The sequence below is a fragment of the Streptosporangium sp. NBC_01469 genome (assembly GCF_036227305.1).
Taxonomy (GTDB): Bacteria; Actinomycetota; Actinomycetes; order Streptosporangiales; family Streptosporangiaceae; genus Streptosporangium.
On the sequence record NZ_CP109465.1, the window covers coordinates 3,510,863 to 3,529,839 of the forward strand.

At 70.3% G+C, this 18,977-nt stretch carries 22 protein-coding genes; 8 read left to right on the forward strand and 14 right to left on the reverse strand.

Annotated features, from left to right (window positions below):
• Positions 1-270: 270 nt before the first annotated feature.
• Positions 271-660, reverse strand: a complete 390-nt coding sequence (locus OG587_RS15830) for a MerR family transcriptional regulator (RefSeq protein ID WP_329091002.1) — start codon at positions 658-660, stop codon at positions 271-273.
• 84 nt (positions 661-744) lie between these two features.
• Here OG587_RS15830 and OG587_RS15835 point away from each other — a divergent pair, with 84 nt between their 5' ends.
• Positions 745-1,401, forward strand: a complete 657-nt coding sequence (locus OG587_RS15835; protein WP_329091004.1) for an SDR family NAD(P)-dependent oxidoreductase — start codon at positions 745-747, stop codon at positions 1,399-1,401.
• On the opposite strand, the gene OG587_RS15840 is transcribed toward OG587_RS15835, so the two are convergent.
• The 5 genes from OG587_RS15840 to OG587_RS15860 form a co-directional block, all read right to left on the reverse strand.
• Positions 1,391-2,014 carry a response regulator transcription factor gene (locus OG587_RS15840; protein WP_329091006.1) on the reverse strand — a complete coding sequence of 208 codons (624 nt, stop codon included), beginning with the start codon at positions 2,012-2,014 and terminating at the stop codon, positions 1,391-1,393. The two genes, OG587_RS15835 and OG587_RS15840, sit on opposite strands and share 11 nt — an antisense overlap.
• A gap of 3 nt (positions 2,015-2,017) precedes the next feature.
• Positions 2,018-3,391 carry a sensor histidine kinase gene (locus OG587_RS15845; protein WP_329091007.1) on the reverse strand — a complete coding sequence of 458 codons (1,374 nt, stop codon included), beginning with the start codon at positions 3,389-3,391 and terminating at the stop codon, positions 2,018-2,020.
• A complete protein-coding gene (locus OG587_RS15850) occupies positions 3,349-4,131 on the reverse strand; it encodes an ABC transporter permease (protein ID WP_329091009.1) in 783 nt (260 codons plus the stop codon). The genes OG587_RS15845 and OG587_RS15850 overlap by 43 nt, the downstream gene beginning before the upstream one ends.
• 106 nt (positions 4,132-4,237) lie before the next feature.
• A complete protein-coding gene (locus OG587_RS15855; protein ID WP_329091010.1) occupies positions 4,238-5,083 on the reverse strand; it encodes an ABC transporter ATP-binding protein in 846 nt (281 codons plus the stop codon).
• Between the two features lie 87 nt (positions 5,084-5,170).
• Positions 5,171-5,569 (reverse strand): ATP-binding protein, encoded by a 399-nt coding sequence (locus tag OG587_RS15860; RefSeq protein ID WP_329091012.1) that lies wholly within the window; start codon positions 5,567-5,569, stop codon positions 5,171-5,173.
• Positions 5,570-5,963: 394 nt separating this feature from the next.
• Between OG587_RS15860 and OG587_RS15865 the strand changes: the two genes are divergently transcribed.
• Both OG587_RS15865 and OG587_RS15870 read left to right on the forward strand, forming a co-directional pair.
• Positions 5,964-6,833, forward strand: a complete 870-nt coding sequence (locus OG587_RS15865) for a DUF5753 domain-containing protein (RefSeq protein WP_329091014.1) — start codon at positions 5,964-5,966, stop codon at positions 6,831-6,833.
• Between the two features lie 24 nt (positions 6,834-6,857).
• On the forward strand, positions 6,858-7,082 hold the full coding sequence (locus tag OG587_RS15870; RefSeq protein ID WP_329091016.1) for a DUF397 domain-containing protein: 225 nt from the start codon (positions 6,858-6,860) through the stop codon (positions 7,080-7,082).
• Positions 7,083-7,357: 275 nt separating this feature from the next.
• On the opposite strand, the gene nucS is transcribed toward OG587_RS15870, so the two are convergent.
• The 5 genes from nucS to OG587_RS15895 all read right to left on the reverse strand — a co-directional run bounded on the left by nucS (position 7,358) and on the right by OG587_RS15895 (position 11,066).
• Positions 7,358-8,017: an endonuclease NucS gene (gene nucS, locus OG587_RS15875; RefSeq protein WP_329091017.1), complete on the reverse strand. Its 660-nt coding sequence runs from the start codon at positions 8,015-8,017 to the stop codon at positions 7,358-7,360.
• 172 nt (positions 8,018-8,189) lie between these two features.
• Entirely contained in the window at positions 8,190-9,344 is a 1,155-nt protein-coding gene (locus OG587_RS15880; RefSeq protein WP_329091019.1) for an ABC transporter permease, read from the reverse strand.
• Positions 9,341-10,219, reverse strand: a complete 879-nt coding sequence (locus OG587_RS15885; RefSeq protein ID WP_329091021.1) for an ABC transporter ATP-binding protein — start codon at positions 10,217-10,219, stop codon at positions 9,341-9,343. The genes OG587_RS15880 and OG587_RS15885 overlap by 4 nt, the downstream gene beginning before the upstream one ends.
• Positions 10,219-10,629 (reverse strand): winged helix-turn-helix domain-containing protein, encoded by a 411-nt coding sequence (locus tag OG587_RS15890; protein ID WP_329091022.1) that lies wholly within the window; start codon positions 10,627-10,629, stop codon positions 10,219-10,221. The genes OG587_RS15885 and OG587_RS15890 overlap by 1 nt, the downstream gene beginning before the upstream one ends.
• Positions 10,626-11,066 (reverse strand): hypothetical protein, encoded by a 441-nt coding sequence (locus OG587_RS15895; protein ID WP_329091024.1) that lies wholly within the window; start codon positions 11,064-11,066, stop codon positions 10,626-10,628. Before OG587_RS15895 ends, OG587_RS15890 begins: the two co-directional genes overlap by 4 nt.
• Before the next feature lie 234 nt (positions 11,067-11,300).
• On the opposite strand from OG587_RS15895, the gene OG587_RS15900 reads away from it, so the two are divergent.
• The 3 genes from OG587_RS15900 to OG587_RS15910 all read left to right on the forward strand — a co-directional run bounded on the left by OG587_RS15900 (position 11,301) and on the right by OG587_RS15910 (position 13,374).
• The gene (locus OG587_RS15900) at positions 11,301-11,621 is read left to right on the forward strand and encodes an ATP/GTP-binding protein (RefSeq protein WP_329091026.1); all 321 of its coding nucleotides are present in this window, start codon (positions 11,301-11,303) and stop codon (positions 11,619-11,621) included.
• 99 nt (positions 11,622-11,720) lie between these two features.
• On the forward strand, positions 11,721-12,434 hold the full coding sequence (locus OG587_RS15905; protein ID WP_329091028.1) for an alpha/beta hydrolase: 714 nt from the start codon (positions 11,721-11,723) through the stop codon (positions 12,432-12,434).
• A 148-nt stretch (positions 12,435-12,582) separates the two neighbouring features.
• Positions 12,583-13,374, forward strand: a complete 792-nt coding sequence (locus tag OG587_RS15910; RefSeq protein WP_329091029.1) for an alpha/beta fold hydrolase — start codon at positions 12,583-12,585, stop codon at positions 13,372-13,374.
• Here OG587_RS15910 and OG587_RS15915 read toward each other — a convergent pair.
• The 3 genes from OG587_RS15915 to mce form a co-directional block, all read right to left on the reverse strand.
• Positions 13,334-14,677: an AI-2E family transporter gene (locus OG587_RS15915; RefSeq protein WP_329091031.1), complete on the reverse strand. Its 1,344-nt coding sequence runs from the start codon at positions 14,675-14,677 to the stop codon at positions 13,334-13,336. The two genes, OG587_RS15910 and OG587_RS15915, sit on opposite strands and share 41 nt — an antisense overlap.
• 149 nt (positions 14,678-14,826) lie before the next feature.
• Complete coding sequence (locus OG587_RS15920; protein WP_329091033.1) at positions 14,827-16,110, reverse strand: DivIVA domain-containing protein; 1,284 nt, start codon at positions 16,108-16,110, stop codon at positions 14,827-14,829.
• Between the two features lie 157 nt (positions 16,111-16,267).
• Complete coding sequence (mce, locus tag OG587_RS15925) at positions 16,268-16,729, reverse strand: methylmalonyl-CoA epimerase (RefSeq protein ID WP_329091035.1); 462 nt, start codon at positions 16,727-16,729, stop codon at positions 16,268-16,270.
• 84 nt (positions 16,730-16,813) lie between these two features.
• Here mce and OG587_RS15930 point away from each other — a divergent pair, with 84 nt between their 5' ends.
• Together OG587_RS15930 and meaB are read left to right on the forward strand one after the other, a co-directional pair.
• Positions 16,814-18,001: an acetyl-CoA C-acetyltransferase gene (locus tag OG587_RS15930; RefSeq protein WP_329091037.1), complete on the forward strand. Its 1,188-nt coding sequence runs from the start codon at positions 16,814-16,816 to the stop codon at positions 17,999-18,001.
• Between the two features lie 2 nt (positions 18,002-18,003).
• Positions 18,004-18,942, forward strand: coding sequence for a methylmalonyl Co-A mutase-associated GTPase MeaB (meaB, locus tag OG587_RS15935; RefSeq protein WP_443075621.1), 939 nt, complete (start codon positions 18,004-18,006; stop codon positions 18,940-18,942).
• Positions 18,943-18,977: the final 35 nt, after the last annotated feature.

Genomic DNA, 18,977 nt, shown 5'->3' on the forward strand with positions numbered 1-18,977 from the left:
TCCTTTTTGTGGAAGAGTCACTGTGCTATTGCTTACATCCTCGGTGCAAGAAGGTGACAAGTCTGAGTAGTCGGTCAAGTTCCCTCTCGCCCGCGAGGGGAGCGCGGTGAGGTTTGTCGCGGCCGGACGGGATTTCGCGTTTTCCGGGGTCGGAGGGCCGTTGGAGGGCCGGTTCCGGCTCGTGTGGTGGCAATGACGCAGGGCGCCGGTGGTGTCGGGGCGGGTGAGAGTGCGATCACGGAGTTCGGTCGCGCCGGAGTCGGTGCTCGGTCACGGGACGGGCTCGCGTGGCACATCTGCCGCCTGTTGTAGCGCCGCGTCGAGGATCGCATCCAGCATCCCCTGGGAGCTCTGGAGTTGAGCGATCGTCTCGACGATGCGAACGCGTTCGCGCCGCAGGTCCTCGATGAAGGTCGGGCAGCCGGACGACACCATCAGTTCGTCATCATCGTGGACGCAGTGCAGGACCCGGGCGATGACCACGGTGGGGAGCCCGGCGGCGAGCATGGCGCGGATGTGGCGCACCGTCGCGATGTCCGTCTCGGTGTACTCACGGTAGCCGTTGACCAGCCGGACCGGCCTGAGCAGGCCCTGCTCTTCGTAGTAGCGCAACAGTCGCCTGTGCACCCCGGTCTCGTGAGCCAGGTCGCCGATCCGCATTCGACTCCTTTCGCTTGACCTTCACATGGATGTGACGCTTTACCGTCCCAAGTATCGCTGATCACAAAAAATGAGGAGATGTCGATGCCGAGTGCAGTGATCATTGGTGCGGGTCCGGGGATCGGACAGGCCGTGGCTCGCCGACTCGCCAGGGAAGGACTGCCGATCACGCTGATCGCCCGGAGCGGGCGGACGCTGCGTGCCGTGGCCGAGGCGGTTGCTTCCCACGGTGTTCCGGTTGTCATGGTGGAGGCCGACAGCACCGACCAGGCCGCGTTGAACGCCGCGCTCGACAAAGCTGTCAGCGAGCACGGCGTGCCGGACGTCGTCGTGTACAACGCCGCGATCATCCAGGCCGACGCGCCAGGCGAGTTGTCGGTACGCGCTCACATGGAGGCGTGGGCGGTGAACGTGGTCGGCGCGCTCAACGCCGCCGCCCACGTCGCGCCCGCGATGGCGGCACGCGGCAGCGGAACGTTCCTCATCACGGGCGGCATGCCCGAGCCCAAGCCGCAATACGTGAGCCTCTCGCTGGGCAAGGCAGGCGTCCGAACCCTGGTCACGCTGCTCGACCAGGAGTACGGGCCCTCCGGGGTGCACGTGGCGAGCGTCACCGTGGCCGGCCCGGTTGCCCCCGGCACCGACTTCGACCCGGATGACATCGCTGAGCACTACTGGCGGCTGCACACACAACCACGACGCCAGTGGGAGCGGGAAGCTCTGCACGCGCCTAGCGGGTGAGCAGGCCCCGGTCCAGGGCCGTGGTCACGGCGGCGGTGCGGTCGGAGACGCCGAGTTTGCCGAAGACGCGCAGCAGGTGGGTCTTGACCGTGGTCTCGCTGATGAACAGGGCCCTGCCGATCTCCGCGTTGGTCAGTCCCCGGGCCACCAGGGAGAGCACCTCGGTCTCGCGCGGCGACAGCGACTCGGCCACCGGAGCCCGCATCCGGGTGACCAGCCTGGTCGCCACCGACGGCGACAGCACGGTCTCCCCGCGCGCCGCCGAGCGGATCGCGGCGAGCAGGTCGGCCCTGGAGGTGTCCTTGAGCAGATACCCCGCCGCACCGGCCTCGACCGCCCGTACGATGTCGGCGTCGGTCTCGTAGGTGGTCAGCACGACCACCCGGCTCTCCGGCCGCCCGGCGAGGATGCGCGAGGTGGCACTCACCCCGTCCCCGTCGGGCATGCGCAGGTCCATCAGGATCACGTCCGGCGTGAGCTCCCCGGCCCGCACGACGGCCTCGTCCCCCGACGACGCCTCGCCCACCACCGTGATCCCGGGGTCGGCCTCCAGCATGCCCCGGAGGCCCTCGCGGACCACCGGGTGATCGTCGACGATCATCACGCGAAGCATGTGTCACACTCTCTGGCTGGGGCGGCCGAGCCGGTCGGTGCCGTCGCCCCGGCCGGTTCGGCCGGCGGGGATGTCGGAGGGGCCGGCCCGGTCGCGGGGGTCGCCGGGGACATCGGGCGGGTCCGTGAGGCCCGGGAGGTCGTCGGAGGTGAGGACGGGCCGGTCGGTGGGGACGACCACCTCAAGGATCGTCCCCTCACCGGGGAGTCCCGTCACGGAGAGGGTCCCGCCGACCTGCTCCACGCGGGCGCGCATGCCCCGCAGGCCGTACCCCTGGCCGCCGGACGGCTCGAAACCGCGTCCGTCGTCGCGCACCTCCAGCCGTACGGAGCCGTCCCGGTAGGCGATCGAGACCGCGACGGACTCCGCGTCCGCGTGCTTGCGCACGTTGGCCAGGCCCTCCTGGGTGGCGCGGACGAGCACCACCTCGGCCGGGGCGCTCAGCGGCCGGGACTCCCCGTACACCTCGAACCCGGTGGACAGGCCCGTCTCCTCGCCGAGCCGGTTCGTCAGCCGCCGCAGCGCCTCGTCCAGGGTCGAGTCGTCCAGGGGGGCCGGGCTCAGCGTGGTGACCAGCAGGCGGGCCTCGGTCAGGTTCTCCCGCGCCGTCTGGACGGCCAGCGCCAGGTGACGGGACGGGTCCGGCTGCGCCTCGGCCGCCTGGATCAGCATGATGATGCTGGTGAAGCCCTGCGCCAGGGTGTCGTGGATCTCCCCGGCGAGCCGCTCGCGCTCAGCCTGTGCCCCGCGCTCGGCCGAGAGCTTCGACACCGTGGCCCGGCTGCTCTCCAGCTCCTTGATGAGCGCGGCCCGCTCCTCACTCTGCCGGGTGATCCGCTCCATCCAGACCCCGAACGTGGCGGAGAAGACGACGACGATCGTGGTGACCACCAGGAAGTTGAACGGCTCCGCGCCCTCGACCAGGAACAGGTAGCGAATCATCGCGGAGAGGTTCAGCGCGATCACGGCGATCATCGCCCGCCTGGCGGGGAAGACCATGAAGCACTGCGGGCAGAGCCCGAACAGGGCGAACGTCGCGTACGACGCGGTGAGCCCCGGGGGAGTGAACAGCGCGATCAGCAGGACGATGTAGATCGTCCCCCGCAACCGGTCCTCGCCGACGATCGCCGGGCGGCCCAGCAGGACGTAGAGCGGCAGGATCGCGACCAGGCAGCCCGCCACGATCACCTTCTCGCTCACGGGCGCGTCGCCGCTGAGCGCGGTCCAGGTGGGCAGGAGGAGCCCGAGGGCGAGAAGCGACTCCCAGCCGCGCAGCGACTGCCACGCGTGGGGGCCGGCCGACCGGGCGGGGGGCTTGGGCCGGCGGGCGGAGCTCACCCGTCGCGGCGGCTCTTCCAGCGGAACGTCATCAGGCACAGCACCAGTCCTCCGATCGCCCAGGCTCCCAGAACCAGGGCGACCCGGTCGAGTTCGTACGAGTTCGCGACCTCAAGTGTGACTCCGGCGTCCCCCAGGAAGACCGACCGGAACCCCTGGCACATCCACTTGAGCGGGAAGACCGAGGCGATGTTCACCAGCCAGGGCGGCAGCTGCCCGATGGGGATGAACACCCCGGAGATGAACTGCAGCACCACGAACGGCATCGCGATCACCGCGCTGGCGCTCTTGGCCGACCGGGGCAGGCTGCTGATCGCGACCCCGAGCAGGGACGAGCCGATCACGCCGAGCACGAACACCCAGGTGAAGGTCACCCACCTGGACGCCTCCGACGGCAGTTCCAGGCCGAACAGCGCGACGCCGATGGCCAGCAGGATGACAATCTGCAGGAAGGAGACGAACAGGGTGTTGAGGGCCTTGCCCATGAAATAGGAGGTGCGGGGCAGCGGGGTGCCCGCCAGCCGTTTGAGCGTGCCGTCGTCGCGGTCCATCGCGACGTTGATCCCGAGGTTCTGGAACCCCGTCATCGTGGCGGTGCCGATGAGCCCGGCCACGTAGAGCTGTGAGACGGTCAGGCCGGTTCCCTCCAGGTCGTTCGAGAAGATCGAACCGAAGAGCACCAGCATGATGATCGGGAAGGCGAAGGTGAAGATCACCGCGTCCCGCTCGCGGAAGAACATCCTGTTCTCGATGACCGTCCGTGACAGCCCCAGTCGCATCACGGAAGGTAGTCCGGCACTGAGGGCCGGGGCGGAAGGTCGGGCAAGGGTCTGGCTCATCTGGCTGATCACCTCGGGGGATCGGTCGACGCTCGTACGGGGATGATCAGGCAGGGGTCTCGATGAGGCGGAGGTAGACGTCCTCCAGGGTGGGACGGGTCACGGCCAGCTCGGGGACCTCGCCGTCGAAGCGGCGGGTCAGCTCCAGGACGGTCCTGGTCGGCGTGTCCGTCTCCAGGGAGTGGCGCTCACCCGCGTCGGACCAGCTCACCACGGCCTTGGCGGTGGCCCTGCCGCCCAGGGTCTTGGGCTCGCCCTCGGCCACGATCCGCCCCCCGGCGACCACGGCCACCCGGTTGGCCAGCGCCTCGGCCTCGTCCAGGTAGTGGGTGGTCAGCACGATCGTGGTGCCGTCGCGGGTCAGGCCCTCGATCAGCTCCCAGAACTGCCTGCGGGCCTCCGGGTCGAAGCCGGTGGTCGGCTCGTCCAGGAAGAGCAGCTCCGGGTTGCCGATCACCCCCAGCGCGACGTCCACCCGGCGCCGCTGGCCGCCGGAGAGCTTCCGGATGCGCTGGTCGGCCTTCTCCGTCAGTCCGACCAGCTCGATCACCTCGTCCGGGTCCTTGGCGCCGGGGTAGTAGCCCGCGAAGTGCCGCACTGTCTCCCGTACGGTCGCCTCGGCCACGTCGTTGGCCGTCTGCAGCACGATGCCGATCCGCGAACGCCACGCGCGGGTGGGCCTGCCGGGGTCGACACCCAGGACGCTGACCTCCCCGGCGTCCCGGGTGCGGTGCCCCTCCATGATCTCCACCGTGGTGGACTTCCCGGCCCCGTTCGGGCCCAGGATCGCGAACACCTCGCCCGCGCGGATGTCGAGATCGATCCCCCCGACGGCCTGAACGTCGCCGTAGCGCTTCGTCAGGCCTCGCACTCTTACCGCTATGTCCTCCATGCCCCCAATTGTCACGTCCGTACGGTTCGCGCGGCACCAACGTTCGATGGAGCCCCGTGTCCACCGAACGGAGGACGCGGGGCCTTGTCATCCCTCGGTACGCGATCTCTTGCCGCCGGGTGTGTGGCCGGGATCGGCGGCGATCACGCACCAGACGACCTTGCCGCCCGTGACCGGCCACCGGTAACCCCAGCCGCGGCACATCAGCTCGACGAGCAGCAGGCCGCGCCCACCCTCCTCGTCGTCGGAGGGGTTCTTCGGGGCGGGGGGTGTGCGGTCGCCGTCCCACACCTCGATCACGACGTACGGGCCGGTTCGATACATGCCGATCGTCACCAGGTCGGGCGAGAGCATGGCCTCCTCGTGGGAGACGGTGATGTCGCCCGTCGCCTTGATGGCGTTCGTGACCAGCTCGGAGGCGATCAGCCCGGCGGTGTCCAGCAAATCCCGCCGTTCCCAGCCGATCAGTGTCCGGCGCACATGCATGCGCGCGAGAAAGGCGGCGCCGGGGTGTACACAGAGCTCTAGGCGGTTCTGTCGTCGCATCGTGAGGTCGACCATCCGGATTCCTCTGGTGGTGGCGCGTCCGGCGGCGCTTCTCGTTCCGACTGAAGTCGTCGTACTGACGGACGCGTGGTTCACGGGGCGCGACCGGCGAGGAAGGCCCTCCTGCTTCGCTCACCGGCCGCGCGCTCTTGAACACGGAACTTCCCCCACGCGTGACCGAATCGTTGCTGAGAGTAGTTCGGTATCGGCGTGTGCCGCGTTACCTGGTGCGAGCATGGCTAGTGTTGCTGCTGTGGCTGCTTTCTGGCAACTGCCAAATGGCAACTCTCTTAAAATTATTTCCAGCTCATGATCGCCTGCCACACTGTGGCCCATGGAAGAGGTGCCGATGGCCACCCGTCGCTACAGCCCCACCGTCCGCCGTCGGCGGCTCGCCTCCGAGCTGCGCCGTCTTCGCGAGGAACGCGAGCTGACGATCGACCAGGTCGCGGCCGAGATCGACTGGCACGCCACGAAACTCAGCCGCTTCGAGACGGGCCGCCGCGCGATCCAGCCGAGCGACGTCCGCGCGCTGATCGCCGTCTACGACGTGCGGGCACCGGAATCCGACCGGCTTCTGACACTCGCCCGCGAGGCGCGGCAGCGCGGGTGGTGGCACACGTACGGCGAGGCGGTGCCCGACTGGTTCGAGGCGTACGTGGGCCTGGAGTCCGAGGCGACGTCACTGCGGGTGTACGAGGCCGAGTTCGTGCCCGGCCTGCTCCAGACGGAGAGCTACATCCGCGCGGTATATCGGGCCGGGCTGATCGGCGACGAGGACATCGAGCAGCGGATAGCCGTCCGTCTGGCACGGCAGCAGCTCCTCACGGGTCCCGAGGCGCCGCATCTGTGGGCGGTCGTCAACGAGGCGGCCATCCGCCGCATGGTGGGCGGGCCGGAGACCATGCGGGAGCAGCTATCGCGGCTGGTCGAGACCAGCGAGCTGCGCAACGTGACGCTGCAGGTCCTGCCGTTCTCGGTTGGCGCGCACGCCGCGATGGACGGCCCGTTCCACGTGCTGAGTTTCGGGTCGGACGACCCCGATGTGGTGTACATCGAGTACACCACTGGCACCCTGTATTTGGAGAAGACTCCAGAAGTCGAGCGATATACGCTGATGTTTGACCATTTGCGCGCAGCCGCACTGCCTGTAGAGGCTTCAAGAACGCTCATCGCGAAAATCGCGGCCGAGCTTGAGCGGTGAACGCTGGGGAGAAGGGACACGGGAATGTCGGTCGATGATCAGCCTGTAGACCTGTCGGGCGCCGAGTGGCGCAAGAGCGCGCGCAGCAACAGTCAAGGTGGTGCCTGCGTCGAGGTGGCGCGGAACCTGCCCGGTGTCATCGCCGTGCGCGACAGCAAGAACCCGAACGGCCCCGCCCTGGTCTTCACTCCTGCGGAGTGGTCGGCGTTCCTGGGCGGAGTGCTGGACGGCGAGTTCGGCACGCCGTAACGGCCGTCGGATTCCGTTTCGTGGATCTTCTTTGAGCCCTGGCGGCATCCAGGGGTCGGCACCGGGTCACGGCCTTCATCCAGCCGTACGATCGGCTGTTCCCCCGTCGTCAGGGCAACTGTCGTCGGGGAACCGTCGTCGGGGGAATCGCGGAACGGCCGGGGAGCGCGATGGGCCGGAAGGCCCTTCGCCCGGGGGCCGGGGCGGCGCCCCGGGAGACACAGTCTGAGCCTGGTTCGCGCGGAGCGTGTGGAACCGGCGAGGGCCGGGGGCGGTCAGAACAGGGTGTCGTTGCGTTCGATGCCGCGCAGCTCGTCGTAGTCGAGGGTGACGCAGCGGATGCCGCGGTCCTCGGCCAGGGTCTTGGCCTGGGGGGCGATGCTCTGGGCGGCCAGGATGCCGGCGACCGGGGCGAGCAGGGGGTCGCGGTTCATCAGCTCCAGATAGCGGGTGAGCTGCTCCACCGCGTCGATGTTCCCGCGGCGCTTGAGCTCCACGGCGACGGACGCGCCCGTGTGGTCGCGGCAGAGGATGTCGACGGGGCCGATGGCCGTCATGTACTCGCGGCGGACGAGCGTCCAGCCCGCGCCCAGGGTGGTGATGTGCTCGGCGAGCAGCTCCTGTAGGTGGGCCTCGACCCCGTCCTTGATCAGGCCCGGGTCCACGCCCAGCTCGTGGCTGGTGTCGTGGATGATCTCCTCCATGGTGAGGACGAGCTTCTCGCCGGTCTTGCCGTGGGTCACCGTCCAGGTGCCCTCCTCCTCGCGGAGCTTGCACGGCGGGTTCATCCAGTTGAGCGGCTTGAAGGCCCGATCGTCGGCGTGGATGGAGACGCTGCTGTCGGCCTTGATGAGGATGAGCCGGGGCGCCATCGGAAGATGGGCGGTGAGCTTCCCGACGTAATCCACGCTGCACCGCGCTATGACCAGACGCATGACCGAACCCTATCGGCCGGACAGAGCCCGGATCCCCGTGATCCGTCCGGACGGCCCGATGACTCGACGGCCGTCCGGACGGTCCGATGACCAGATGGCCCTGGACGGCCTGGCGAGCGGGGACGTGACTTCCCGAGCCGTACGGTTCGGGAAGTCACGTCGAGGGGCCGGGTCAGCGCATCGCGTCGGAGAGTTTGACGCGGGCACCGGTACGCAGGACCGCGCGGCTGTAGATGCGCGCGCCGAGCACGAGGGTGCCCACCGTCGCCAGGAGCATCAGGGCCGCCGCCACGGCGATCTCCCAGGCGAGCACCTCACCCCCGGCCATCCTGACCGGCATCACCATCGAGGAGAACGGCGGCACCAGCGACAGGATCCTGGACACCGGGCTGTTCGGCTGGACCGCCGCGAAGTAGGCGACCAGGTAGGCGACCATCATGAGCATCGTCATCGGGGTCAGCACACTGTTCGCGTCCTCCTGCCTGGACACCAGCGACCCGAGCGCCGCCGCCATCGCGGCGAAGAACGCGTATCCGAGAACGAACCAGAACAGGGCGCTGACCACGATGCCCGTCATGCCCGGGGGCAGGTCGGCCGCGAGGCCGGTCGCCGCCGCCGCGCCGAGACCGGCCACGATGATCACGACCATGTTGGCCAGCGCGAGCGCGCCCAGTCCCACGATCTTGCCGCCGAGCAGCTGCCAGGGGCGGACCGAGGTCAGCAGGATCTCCACGATCCGGCTGCCCTTCTCCTCGACCACGCCCATGGCGACGTACATGGAGGAGTAGATGAGCAGGAAGAACAGCACCATGACCAGCAGGGACGCGATGCCTATCCGCACGCCCGCGTAGCGGGCGTCGGCACCGACGGAGACCTGTTCCAGCGGGGCGACCCGCATGGCGGCGGCCACCTTGGCCGGGTCGAGGCCCGCCTCGGACAGCTGCCTCTGGGTCTGGGCGGCCTGGTTCGCGGTCTCCAGCAGCAGGCCGAGCTCGCGGTCCACCTCGCCGTCGGCGAGCACCCTGCGGCCGTCCACCACGGCGGCGTCCACGTCGCCCGCGGTGACCGCGCCGCTCGCGGCGGTCTCGTCGGGGAACTCCCGGATGGTGAGTTTCACGTCCTTGGCGGCGCCGGTCAGGGCCGGTCCCAGCGACTGCGACTGCGGTCCGGCGAGCCCCACGGTGTAGGAGTCGGGCCCGGAGAAGAGCTTGGGCAGGAACGCCAGTGCCGCGACCAGGACGGCGCTGATCACGAGCCCGATGACGAACGCCTTCGTACGGCCGCGCGTGACGATCTCCCGCCGCGCGACCAGCCACAGCCCGTTCACGCGACGGCCTCCCTGAAGATCTCGGTGAGTGTGGGGCGCTGCCAGCCGAAGTGCTCGACGCTTCCGGCCTTGACCGCGAGGCTCAGGATCTCCTGGCCGTCGCCGTCGACGCCCGCGACGAGGACCTCGTCGCCCTTCTCAGTGACCTCTCCCGGCAGGGACGCGGCCCAGCCGGGGGAGGCGTTTCTGACGACCACCCTGAGCCGGCCGCGTCCCTCCCGGTCGCGCAGCTCCTCGACCGTGCCGCTGGCCACCATACGACCCGCGGAGATGATGCCGACCGAGTCGCAGAGCCGCTCGACGAGATCAAGCTGGTGGCTGGAGAAGAGCACCGGCACGCCCGCGGCACGCCGCTCGGCGAGCACCTCGGCCAGCGCGTCGACGGCCAGCGGGTCCAGCCCGGAGAAGGGCTCGTCCAGGATGAGCGCCTCCGGATCGTGCACCAGCGCCACCGCGAGCTGCACGCGCTGCTGGTTGCCCAGCGAGAGCGCGTCCACCGTGTCGCCGGCGCGCTCGGTGAGCGAGAGCCGTTCGAGCAGGTCGCCGGTGGCCTTTCTCGCCCCGCCCGCGGTCAGGCCGCTGAGCCTGCCGAAGTACTCGACCTGCTCGGCGACCCTCATCTTCTGGTAGAGGCCGCGCTCCTCCGGCATGTAGCCGAACCGGCGCCGGTCGTCGAACGTCAGGGCCCTGCCGTCGCGGCGCACGGAGCCCGAGTCGCTGGTGAGCACGCCCATCAGGATGCGCATCGTGGTGGTCTTGCCCGCCCCGTTCGCTCCGACGAAGCCGAACATCTCGCCCGGTTTCACGGAGAACGTCACGCCGTCCAGGGCGATCTTGTCGCCGTACCGTTTGTGCAGGTCGTCTATCTCGATCATCAGGGGGATCCCTCGGTGAGGCGTTTTAACACAGAGACGTAGTCATGGAACGCACGGCGGCCCTCGTCGGTGATGGCCAGCCAGGTGCGGGGACGCTTACCCACGAAGGCCTTCTCCACGTGCACGTAGCCGGCCTCCTCCAGGGTGATGACGTGCTTGGAGAGCAGTGAGTCGCTGATCTCGATCGTGTCGCGCAGGAAGCGGAACTCGGCCTTGTCGGTGACCGACAGGGCGGCCATGATCGACAGCCGGACGGGCGCGTGGATGACGTCGTCGAGGTCGTGCCGGGGGTGTGAGCCCGTGCCGCCCGCCGCGCTCCCGGCGCCGCGCGCCGCCCTGCCCGCACCGCCGCCCGCAGGGCTCGCGGGGCCCGTCTCCTCCGCGCCGTTCGCGCCGTTCGTTCCGCTCACCGCTCCGCCCGCAGCACACGCCACGCCGCGTAGAAGGGCGGGACGCTCGCGCAGACCGCCAGCGCGATCAGAGCCGCGCTCCAGCCGGTGCCCGGCTCGCCGGGAAGGAGGAACGTGCCGAACACGAACACGACCAGGACCAGGACGACGTACGAGATCGTCACGGGGCCCTTCGTCTTGTTGGCCCAGGTGACCTCCGGGTCCTGGACCCTCATGCCGCCGAGGTAGCCGACGAACAGGACGGTCAGCACGACCCACGCCACCCCGGCGACGAGCCGGGACCAGGCGGGGCCGAGGAACATGACGGGCCAGTAGACGACCGTGCTCAGGCCGACGACCGCGTAGAGCAGGCCGACGACGCGTGCGGGCCTCCGGGTGCGCCGGCCGACCTCGCCGATCCGCCGCAGGGCCTCCTCCGGTGTCAGCTCCTCCTTCATGTCTCCTCCTCTGCTCATGTATTCAAACAGTACTTACTACTCAACTACCATTCAAGTACTTTCTTTTCGTTCTTTGGCTACCTGCCCGGCTTTTGGGTAGCCGTTACCTCTCTGGGAGACTGTTGCGATGCCGGAACGGGCGGTTCGCCATGTGGGGCGGACTGGCGGGCAGGGTGGGAGAGCGATGACGAGCATTTGTGAGGCGGCGGGGGCCCGGGGTCTCCGAGACCTGCCGTGAGCCCCCGCAGGGCCCGCCGCGCCGACCCCTTCGACCGTGGCGGCAACCGGGGCCTCGCCCGTCCGGTCGGCGGCTCCGTGCCCGGCGTCGACCGTACCGAGGAGTGGCCCGACGGCGACTGGCAGGTGCGCCGGGTCACCGGCGGCGCGGCGGACAAGGTCTACCGCTGCCCCGGCTGCGACCAGGAGATCAGGTCCGGCCTGCCGCACCTGGTCAGCTGGCCCGCCTGGCAGGGCGGGGAGGACGAGCGCAGGCACTGGCACACCGCGTGCTGGAGCAACCGGGTGAGGCGCGGTCCCGGCCGAAGCAGATACTGACCGGCGACGACCGACACGACCGACACGACCGGCATGACCGGCACGACTGGCCACGACCGGCGCTGACGCCGACCGGCCGAAGCGGATTCGAGGAGAGACATGGAGATTCGGGCCTCTACGGTGCTGCCCGCGCGCAGGGAGCCGATCGAGCTGCACACCGGCGACGGTCTGACACTCGTCGGCGAGCTGGCCCTTCCCGCCGACCGGCCCCCGGTGGCCACGCTGGTCTGCCTGCACCCGCTGCCCACCCACGGCGGCATGATGGACAGCCACGTCTACAAGAAGGCCGCCAACCGGCTGCCCGCCCTCGCGGACCTGGCCGTGCTGCGGTTCAACACGCGCGGCACCACCTCGGAGCGGGGCACCTCCCAGGGCGCCTTCGGCGGGGGCGAGGACGAGCGCCTGGACGTCGCCGCCGCCCTGGAGTACGCCGAATTCCACGACCTGCCCCGGGTCTGGCTGCTCGGCTGGTCCTTCGGCACCGAGCTGGCGCTCAAGTGGGGCCGCGATCCGCTGGTGGAGGGCGCGATCCTGCTCTCCCCACCCCTGCACCGGGCCACCGACGCCGACCTCGACGCGTGGGCGGGGTTCGGGCGTCCGCTGACCGCGATGATCCCTGAGTTCGACGACTACCTGCGCCCCGAGCAGGCCCGCGAGCGCTTCGCCAGGGTGCCCCAGGCCGAGGTGGTCGGGGTGGACGACGCCAAGCACCTGTGGGTCGGCGAGCCGTACGTGCGCATCGTCCTCGACCAGATCGTCCTGCGGGTGAATCCGGCCGCCCACCCCCTGCCCACCGAGGTCCCCGGCTCGTAGGACCCTGCCCGGTTCTGGCCTCTCACGGGACCTTCGTCGCCGTATCGCCAGATGGGTCCCGTTCGTTGGTGACGGAGTTACCGCAACGTCATCAACGGTTGCGGAACCGGGGGTGTCAGGTGGGGGTCCCGGGAATACGGTGGACGGCGTGCAGCTGTACACGCGGTCGGCGGGAGAGGGGCTTCCCGTCGTCCTCCTTCACGCGTTCCCCATGTCGTCGACCATGTGGCTGGCCCAGCGGGAGGGCCTGTCCTCGGTCTGCAAGGTCATCACCCCCGACCTGCGCGGCTTCGGCGGCTCGGTGCTGGGCGAGGACGAACCATCCCTCGACGTGATGGCCGACGACGTCGCACGCCTGCTGGACCGTGAGGGAGTGGACCGCGCGGTCGTCGGCGGGCTGTCCATGGGCGGCTACGTGACGATGGCCATGTGCCGCCGCCACCCCGACCGGCTGCGGGGGGTGATCCTCGCCGACACCAGGGCGGGAGCCGACCCGGAGGCCGCCAGGTCCAACCGCGAGCGGATCGCCGCCGCGGTGCTGGAGGAGGGCACGTCCGTCCTGCTGGAGGAGGTGCTCCCCGGGCTGGTCGGGCAGACCACCGCGCGGCGCAGGGCGATGGTGTTCGGCCGGGTGCGCGGGCTGGTCCAGGCGGCCCCGCCGACGGCCGTCGCCTGGGCGCAGCGGGCCATGGCGGGCCGCCCCGACTCCTTCGACACGCTGCGGGCGCTCAAGACGCCCGTCCTGGTGATCGTGGGTGAGGAGGACGAGATCACCTCGCCCGCCGACGCGGGCGCGATGGTCGAGGCCGTACCCGACGGGCGGCTGGTCGTGATCGAGAAGGCCGGTCACCTCAGCGCGATCGAGCAGCCCGAGGCGTTCAACCGGGCGGTGTCCGGCTTCATTGCCGAGCTTGCCGGGGGATCACCACCTCGCGGATGAGCAGCGCGATCGCCGCGGCCACCGGAATGGCCAGCAGCGCGCCGACGATGCCCATCAGCGCCCCGCCGAACAGCGCGGCGATGACGGTGACCGCCGGGGCCACGTCCACCGAGCGCTTCATCACGCGGGGATAGATCAGGTAGTTCTCGATCTGCTGGTAGACCAGGAAGAAGATCCCGCAGACGATGCCGAGCGTTCCCGACTGCAGCAGCGCCACCAGGGTCACCAGCGCCGCGCCGATCGTCGCGCCGACCAGCGGGACGAGGTCCGTGACGGCCACCACCAGGGCGAGGGCCAGCGCGTACTCCACGCCCAGGATCGCGAGGAACACCCAGGTGACCACGCCCGCGATCACCGAGATCAGCAGGTTGCCCGCGACGTAGCCGCCGATGCCGTCGAGGATCTCGTCGCCGAGCGCGCGGGTCCGCTCCCTGCGGCTGTTCGGCACCAGCTGGAAGAGATAGTCCTTGATCGAGGGGAGCGAGCCGAGGAAGTACAGCGTCAGGACCAGCAGCGTGACCCCGGAGAAGAACGCGTTGAACACCACGGCCCCGGCGCCCACCAGGCCGCCCGCCACGGTCTGGGCGAGGCCGCCGCTGGTGATGTAGGCGCCGATCCTGGTCAGGATCTCGTAGTCGGTGTCCAGCTCCCTGAGGGTCGGGTTGGCCAGCAACTCCTCGACGTAGCCGGGCACCGCCTTCACGAACGAGGAGGCCTCCTGGCTCACCGGCGGGACGATCGCCAGGCCGAAGAGGACGAAGAAGAGGATCACCCCGCCGAAGACGATCGAGATCGACCAGCGCCTGGCCATCCGGCGCCGCTGCAGCGCCTCGACGGCCGGGTTGAGCCCCACGGCGAGGAACATCGCCACCACGACCAGGACGATCACGCTTCGCGAGGTGACCAGCGCCTGGGAGAGCGTCCACGCGGTCAGCAGGCCCATCCCGGCGGTCAGGCCGAGGATGAAGGGGCTCTTGGCCAGGGGCTTGCCCGGATGCCCGTAGGGAGACTCACCACCCCTGACCTCCTGGGAGGGACCGGTCGGGACCTCGTACGGGGACACCTCGGACGCCGGGCGCGGGCCGGGCACTCCGTCGGGCGCGTCGGGCCGCTGGGGAGAGCCGGGGGGCGCCGGCGACGGGTCCGGGCCCGAGTCCGGAGGCTCGGCCGTGAGACGCGTGGTCTGCGCGGGCGCGGTTCCGGTTTCCCGGGAGCGGTGGGGGGCCGCCGGGGCGGGATCCGGGGTCTCCTGAGCGTGCCGGGAGGTCCTGGGATCGTCGGACACCGGTGACGCTTCGGGCACTGCTGCTCCTGATGACGCGTGGGACGGGGACAACACGGGACCCGGTGCGGGCGGCGGGGAAGGGGACGGGACAGGAAGAGAGCCCGGCGACCGTGAAGGTCGCCGGGCTCTCCCGTAGCCGTCGCCAACGCCCCGGAGTCAGCGGCCGCCTATTCCTGCCACCACTCCGCGTCGTCGTCCTTCGTCTCGGCCCTGGCGGGCGCGGGGACCGGCTTCTCGGCGCCGTTGGTGGCGGCGGGGATGGCCGGCTTCGGCGGTGCCGCGGCGATCGCGGGCTCCGGCTCGGCGGCCGGGAGCGGCGCGCCACCGAGCAGCTGGCGCAGCTGCGCGAGGTGGCTGGTGATGCTGTCGCGCTGGCGGGTCAGCTCGTCGACCTGGCGCTGGGCGACCGAGCGGCTGCGCTCGGACTCCGCCTTGGCCTCGGAGACGATGGACTCGGCGCTCGCCTTGGCCTCGGACACGACCTGGTCGGCGTTCTTGCGCGCGTTGGCCAGCAGCTGCTTGGCGTGCGTGTCGGCCTCGCGGCGGGTCTGCTCGGCCTGCTGGGTGGCCTTGGTGGCACGCTGCTCGGCGGTGGCCGCCCGCTGCTCGGCGGTGGCCGTCAACTGCTGGGCCGCGGCCTGCGCGTTGGCGTGGCGCTCGGCCTCCTGGCGCTCGGCCTCCTCGCGACGGGCGGCGAGCTGGATCTCGAACTCCGCCTCGTCCTGGGCCCGCTTGGCCTCGGACTCCTCGAGCACCCGCTGGGCCTGGGCGCGCATCTCGTCGGCCTGGCGCTTGGCGGTGGTGAGGACCTCGTCGCGCTCGCGCTTGGTCGAGGCGCGCAGCTGGGCCACCTCGCGCTCGGTGGTGGTGCGCAGCTTGGCGATCTCGCGCTCGGAGTCGGCGCGCTTCTCGGCCACCTCGTGGTCGGCGGTGGCGCGCAGCTTGGAGACCTCGCGCTCGGTGGTGGCGGTCAGCTCGTCGGCCTCGCGGCGGGCGGTCGAGCGGATCTCCTCGGCCTCGCGCTCCGCGCTGGTGCGCATCTCGTCGACCTCGCGGGTGGCGAGGGCGCGCTTCTCGGCCGCCTCGTTCTCGGCGGCGGCGCGCAGGTCGGCGGCCTCGACCTTGGACGCCGCCTTGATCTCGTTCGCCTCGGACCTGGCGGCCTGGACCAGCTCGGTCGCCTGCTCCTCCGCGAGGCGGAGGAGTTGCTCGATCCGGGCGCCGAGGCCGGAGTAGGTCGGCCGCTCCTGCTCCTGGAGCTGGCGCTGGGAGTCGGACAGATCCCGCTGCAGGCCCTGAACCTGCTCCCGGGACTGCCGAAGCTCGCCGTCGATCTGCTTCAGGTGGTCGTGGACCTGGTGCCGGTCATAGCCACGGAGCACCACGTCGAATTCCCGAGCGGGGGCGTCTTCAAAGAAGTTGTTGAGCTGGGCGTCGATGTCGGACTGCATGGAGGCTCGATCCTGGGTTGTCGAGACGGCTACACGGGCCGGACGGGGGTTTCAGGCATCCGAAGCGGGAGCCGGGGCGGGATCCACGTCCGGTGGTACGCCAGCGTACTCCGCCGTTGCCGAGTTGGCGGTCTCGTCCGGCTTTATGCGCGACTTGTTACGTATCAGCGTTTCTTGCATTCGGTGTGGTCCCGGCTTGCCTTTCCGAGGCCTGTACGAGTTCGGTGAGCATTCCTCCGACGTCTTTGGGATGAAGAAAGGCGATCGAGGAGCCCAGGGAGCCGTGGCGCGGCTGCTCGTCGAGCAGTCGGACGCCCCGGCCGCCGATCTTGTCCAGGGCCTGCACGACATCCGGGACGCCGAAGGCGACATGGTGCACACCTTCACCGCGCTTTGCGAGAAACTTACCGACCGGCGTGTCGGGGCCGAGCGGTTCGAGGAGCTGGATATAAGATCCACCGCCTTCGCCGTCGGCGATGTGCAGCATGGCCTCCTTCACTCCCTGCTCGGTGTTCACCTCACGGGCCACCACCGTGAGCTCGAAGATCCGCTCGAAAAGAGCGATCTTCTCCTCGAGGTCGTGGCAGGCGATTCCCACATGATCGATGCGCATGAACATAGGGACATCCTCCATGGCGATCGCTGATGTACTCATGGGTATGGTGGCAAAGTCGCCCCAAGTCCCGCCAGGGAGGCTCCTCTTATGTCTGGTTCCGTCATCGTCGCCGGAGCTCGTACGCCCATCGGACGGCTGCTCGGCTCGCTGTCCGGCCTGTCGGCCGCCGAGCTCGGCGGCATCGCCATCAAGGCCGCGCTGGAGCGTTCCGGCGTCGCCCCCGACGCCGTGCAGTACGTGATCATGGGGCAGGTGCTCCAGGCGGGCGCCGGTCAGATCCCTTCCCGCCAGGCCGCCGTCAAGGCGGGCATCCCGATGACCGTGCCGTCCCTGACGATCAACAAGGTCTGCCTCTCGGGCCTGGACGCCATCGCCCTGGCCGACCAGCTCATCCGCGCCGGTGAGTTCGACATCGTGGTCGCGGGCGGCATGGAGTCCATGTCGAACGCCCCGCACCTGCTGCCCGGCCTGCGCAGGGGCGTCAAGTACGGCTCCGCCGGCATCGTCGACTCGATGGCCTTCGACGGCCTCACCGACGCGTACGACCAGGTGGCGATGGGCGAGTCCACCGAGCGGCACAACGCGCGCCTCGGCCTGACCCGCGAGGAGCAGGACGAGTACTCCGCCCGCTCCCACGCGCTCGCCGCCGCCGCGATCAAGAACGGGACGCTCGACGACGAGATCGTGCCGGTGGCCATCCCGCAGCGTAAGGGCGAGCCGGTGGTCTTCTCCGCCGACGAGGGCGTGCGCGGGGACACCACCGCCGAGGTCCTGTCGCGGCTGCGGCCCGCGTTCACCAAGGACGGCACGATCACCGCCGGGTCGGCCTCGCAGATCTCCGACGGCGCCTGCGCGGTGGTTGTGATGTCCAGGGCGAAGGCCGAGGAGCTCGGTCTCGACTGGCTGGCCGAGATCGGCGCCCACGGCAACGTCGCCGGACCCGACAACTCGCTCCAGTCCCAGCCCGCCAACGCGATCAGGCACGCCCTCGGCAAGCAGGGCCTCTCGGCCGGTGACCTCGACCTGCTGGAGATCAACGAGGCCTTCGCGCAGGTCGTCCTCCAGTCGGCGAAGGAGCTCGGCGTCCCCCTCGACAGGATCAACGTCAACGGCGGCGGCATCGCCGTCGGCCACCCGATCGGCGCCTCCGGCGCCCGCATCGTCCTCACCCTCGCCCACGAGCTCAGGCGCCGGGGCGGCGGCCTCGGCGCGGCCGGCCTCTGCGGCGGCGGCGGGCAGGGCGACGCCCTGATCATCCGCGTGCCCTCGGCATGACCGTGGAGGTCTCCGACCTGGTCGCGATGGCCAGGGAGGGAAGGCCCCGGGCGGTGGCCCGGCTGATCTCCATGGTCGAGAACGGCTCCCCGAGGCTGCGGGAGATTACCGGGCTGCTCTGCGCCGACCGGCCGCACCGGGCCCGGGTCATCGGGCTCACCGGCTCTCCGGGCGTCGGCAAGTCCACCTCGACCGGGATGCTGGTCCACGCGTTCCGCAAGCGGGACATGAGGGTCGGCGTGCTCGCCGTCGACCCGTCCTCGCCGTTCACCGGCGGGGCGCTGCTGGGCGACCGGGTCCGGATGCAGGACCACGCCACCGACCCGGACGTGTTCATCAGATCGATGGCCAGCCGGGGTCACCTGGGCGGGCTGTCGTGGGCCACGCCCCAGGCGCTGCGCGTCCTGGAGGCGGCCGGCTGCGAGGTCATCCTCGTCGAGACCGTCGGGGTCGGCCAGGCGGAGGTCGACATCGCCTCGCTGGCCGACACCACCGTCGTGCTGCTCGCCCCCGGGATGGGCGACGGCGTCCAGGCGGCCAAGGCCGGCATCCTGGAGATCGCCGACGTGTTCGTGGTGAACAAGGCCGATCGCGAGGGCACCCAGGCCACCGTCCGCGAGCTCCGCAACATGATCGCCCTGGTCGAGCGGCCCTGGAGGCCGCCGATCGTGCAGACCGTGGCCTACCGGGGCGAGGGAGGCGAGGAGGTGGTCGACGCCCTTGGCGACCACCTGGCCTATCTGGAGGCCTCGGGAGAGCTCGTCCGGCGCCGCCACGCCAGGGCGAGGGACGAGATCGAGGCGATCGCCGTCACCACCCTGCGCTCCCGCTTCGCCGACCTGCACGGCGACCGGCGCCTCGACGCCCTCGCCACCCGCGTGCTGGACGCGGAACTCGACCCCTACACCGCGGCGGACGAGCTCCTGGCCGCCTCGGGCTGAGCGGGGGCCTGGCACCTCGGGCTGGGCGGGAGGCC

Coding starts and splice junctions, on each gene's coding strand:
- OG587_RS15830 (WP_329091002.1), bottom strand. CDS start 660: ATGCGGATCGGCGACCTGGCTCACGAGACCGGGGTGCACAGGCGACTG.
- OG587_RS15835 (WP_329091004.1), top strand. CDS start 745: ATGCCGAGTGCAGTGATCATTGGTGCGGGTCCGGGGATCGGACAGGCC.
- OG587_RS15840 (WP_329091006.1), bottom strand. CDS start 2,014: ATGCTTCGCGTGATGATCGTCGACGATCACCCGGTGGTCCGCGAGGGC.
- OG587_RS15850 (WP_329091009.1), bottom strand. CDS start 4,131: ATGCGACTGGGGCTGTCACGGACGGTCATCGAGAACAGGATGTTCTTC.
- OG587_RS15855 (WP_329091010.1), bottom strand. CDS start 5,083: ATGGAGGACATAGCGGTAAGAGTGCGAGGCCTGACGAAGCGCTACGGC.
- OG587_RS15860 (WP_329091012.1), bottom strand. CDS start 5,569: ATGCATGTGCGCCGGACACTGATCGGCTGGGAACGGCGGGATTTGCTG.
- OG587_RS15865 (WP_329091014.1), top strand. CDS start 5,964: ATGGAAGAGGTGCCGATGGCCACCCGTCGCTACAGCCCCACCGTCCGC.
- OG587_RS15870 (WP_329091016.1), top strand. CDS start 6,858: ATGTCGGTCGATGATCAGCCTGTAGACCTGTCGGGCGCCGAGTGGCGC.
- nucS (WP_329091017.1), bottom strand. CDS start 8,017: ATGCGTCTGGTCATAGCGCGGTGCAGCGTGGATTACGTCGGGAAGCTC.
- OG587_RS15885 (WP_329091021.1), bottom strand. CDS start 10,219: ATGATCGAGATAGACGACCTGCACAAACGGTACGGCGACAAGATCGCC.
- OG587_RS15895 (WP_329091024.1), bottom strand. CDS start 11,066: ATGAAGGAGGAGCTGACACCGGAGGAGGCCCTGCGGCGGATCGGCGAG.
- OG587_RS15905 (WP_329091028.1), top strand. CDS start 11,721: ATGGAGATTCGGGCCTCTACGGTGCTGCCCGCGCGCAGGGAGCCGATC.
- OG587_RS15920 (WP_329091033.1), bottom strand. CDS start 16,110: ATGCAGTCCGACATCGACGCCCAGCTCAACAACTTCTTTGAAGACGCC.
- mce (WP_329091035.1), bottom strand. CDS start 16,729: ATGTTCATGCGCATCGATCATGTGGGAATCGCCTGCCACGACCTCGAG.
- OG587_RS15930 (WP_329091037.1), top strand. CDS start 16,814: ATGTCTGGTTCCGTCATCGTCGCCGGAGCTCGTACGCCCATCGGACGG.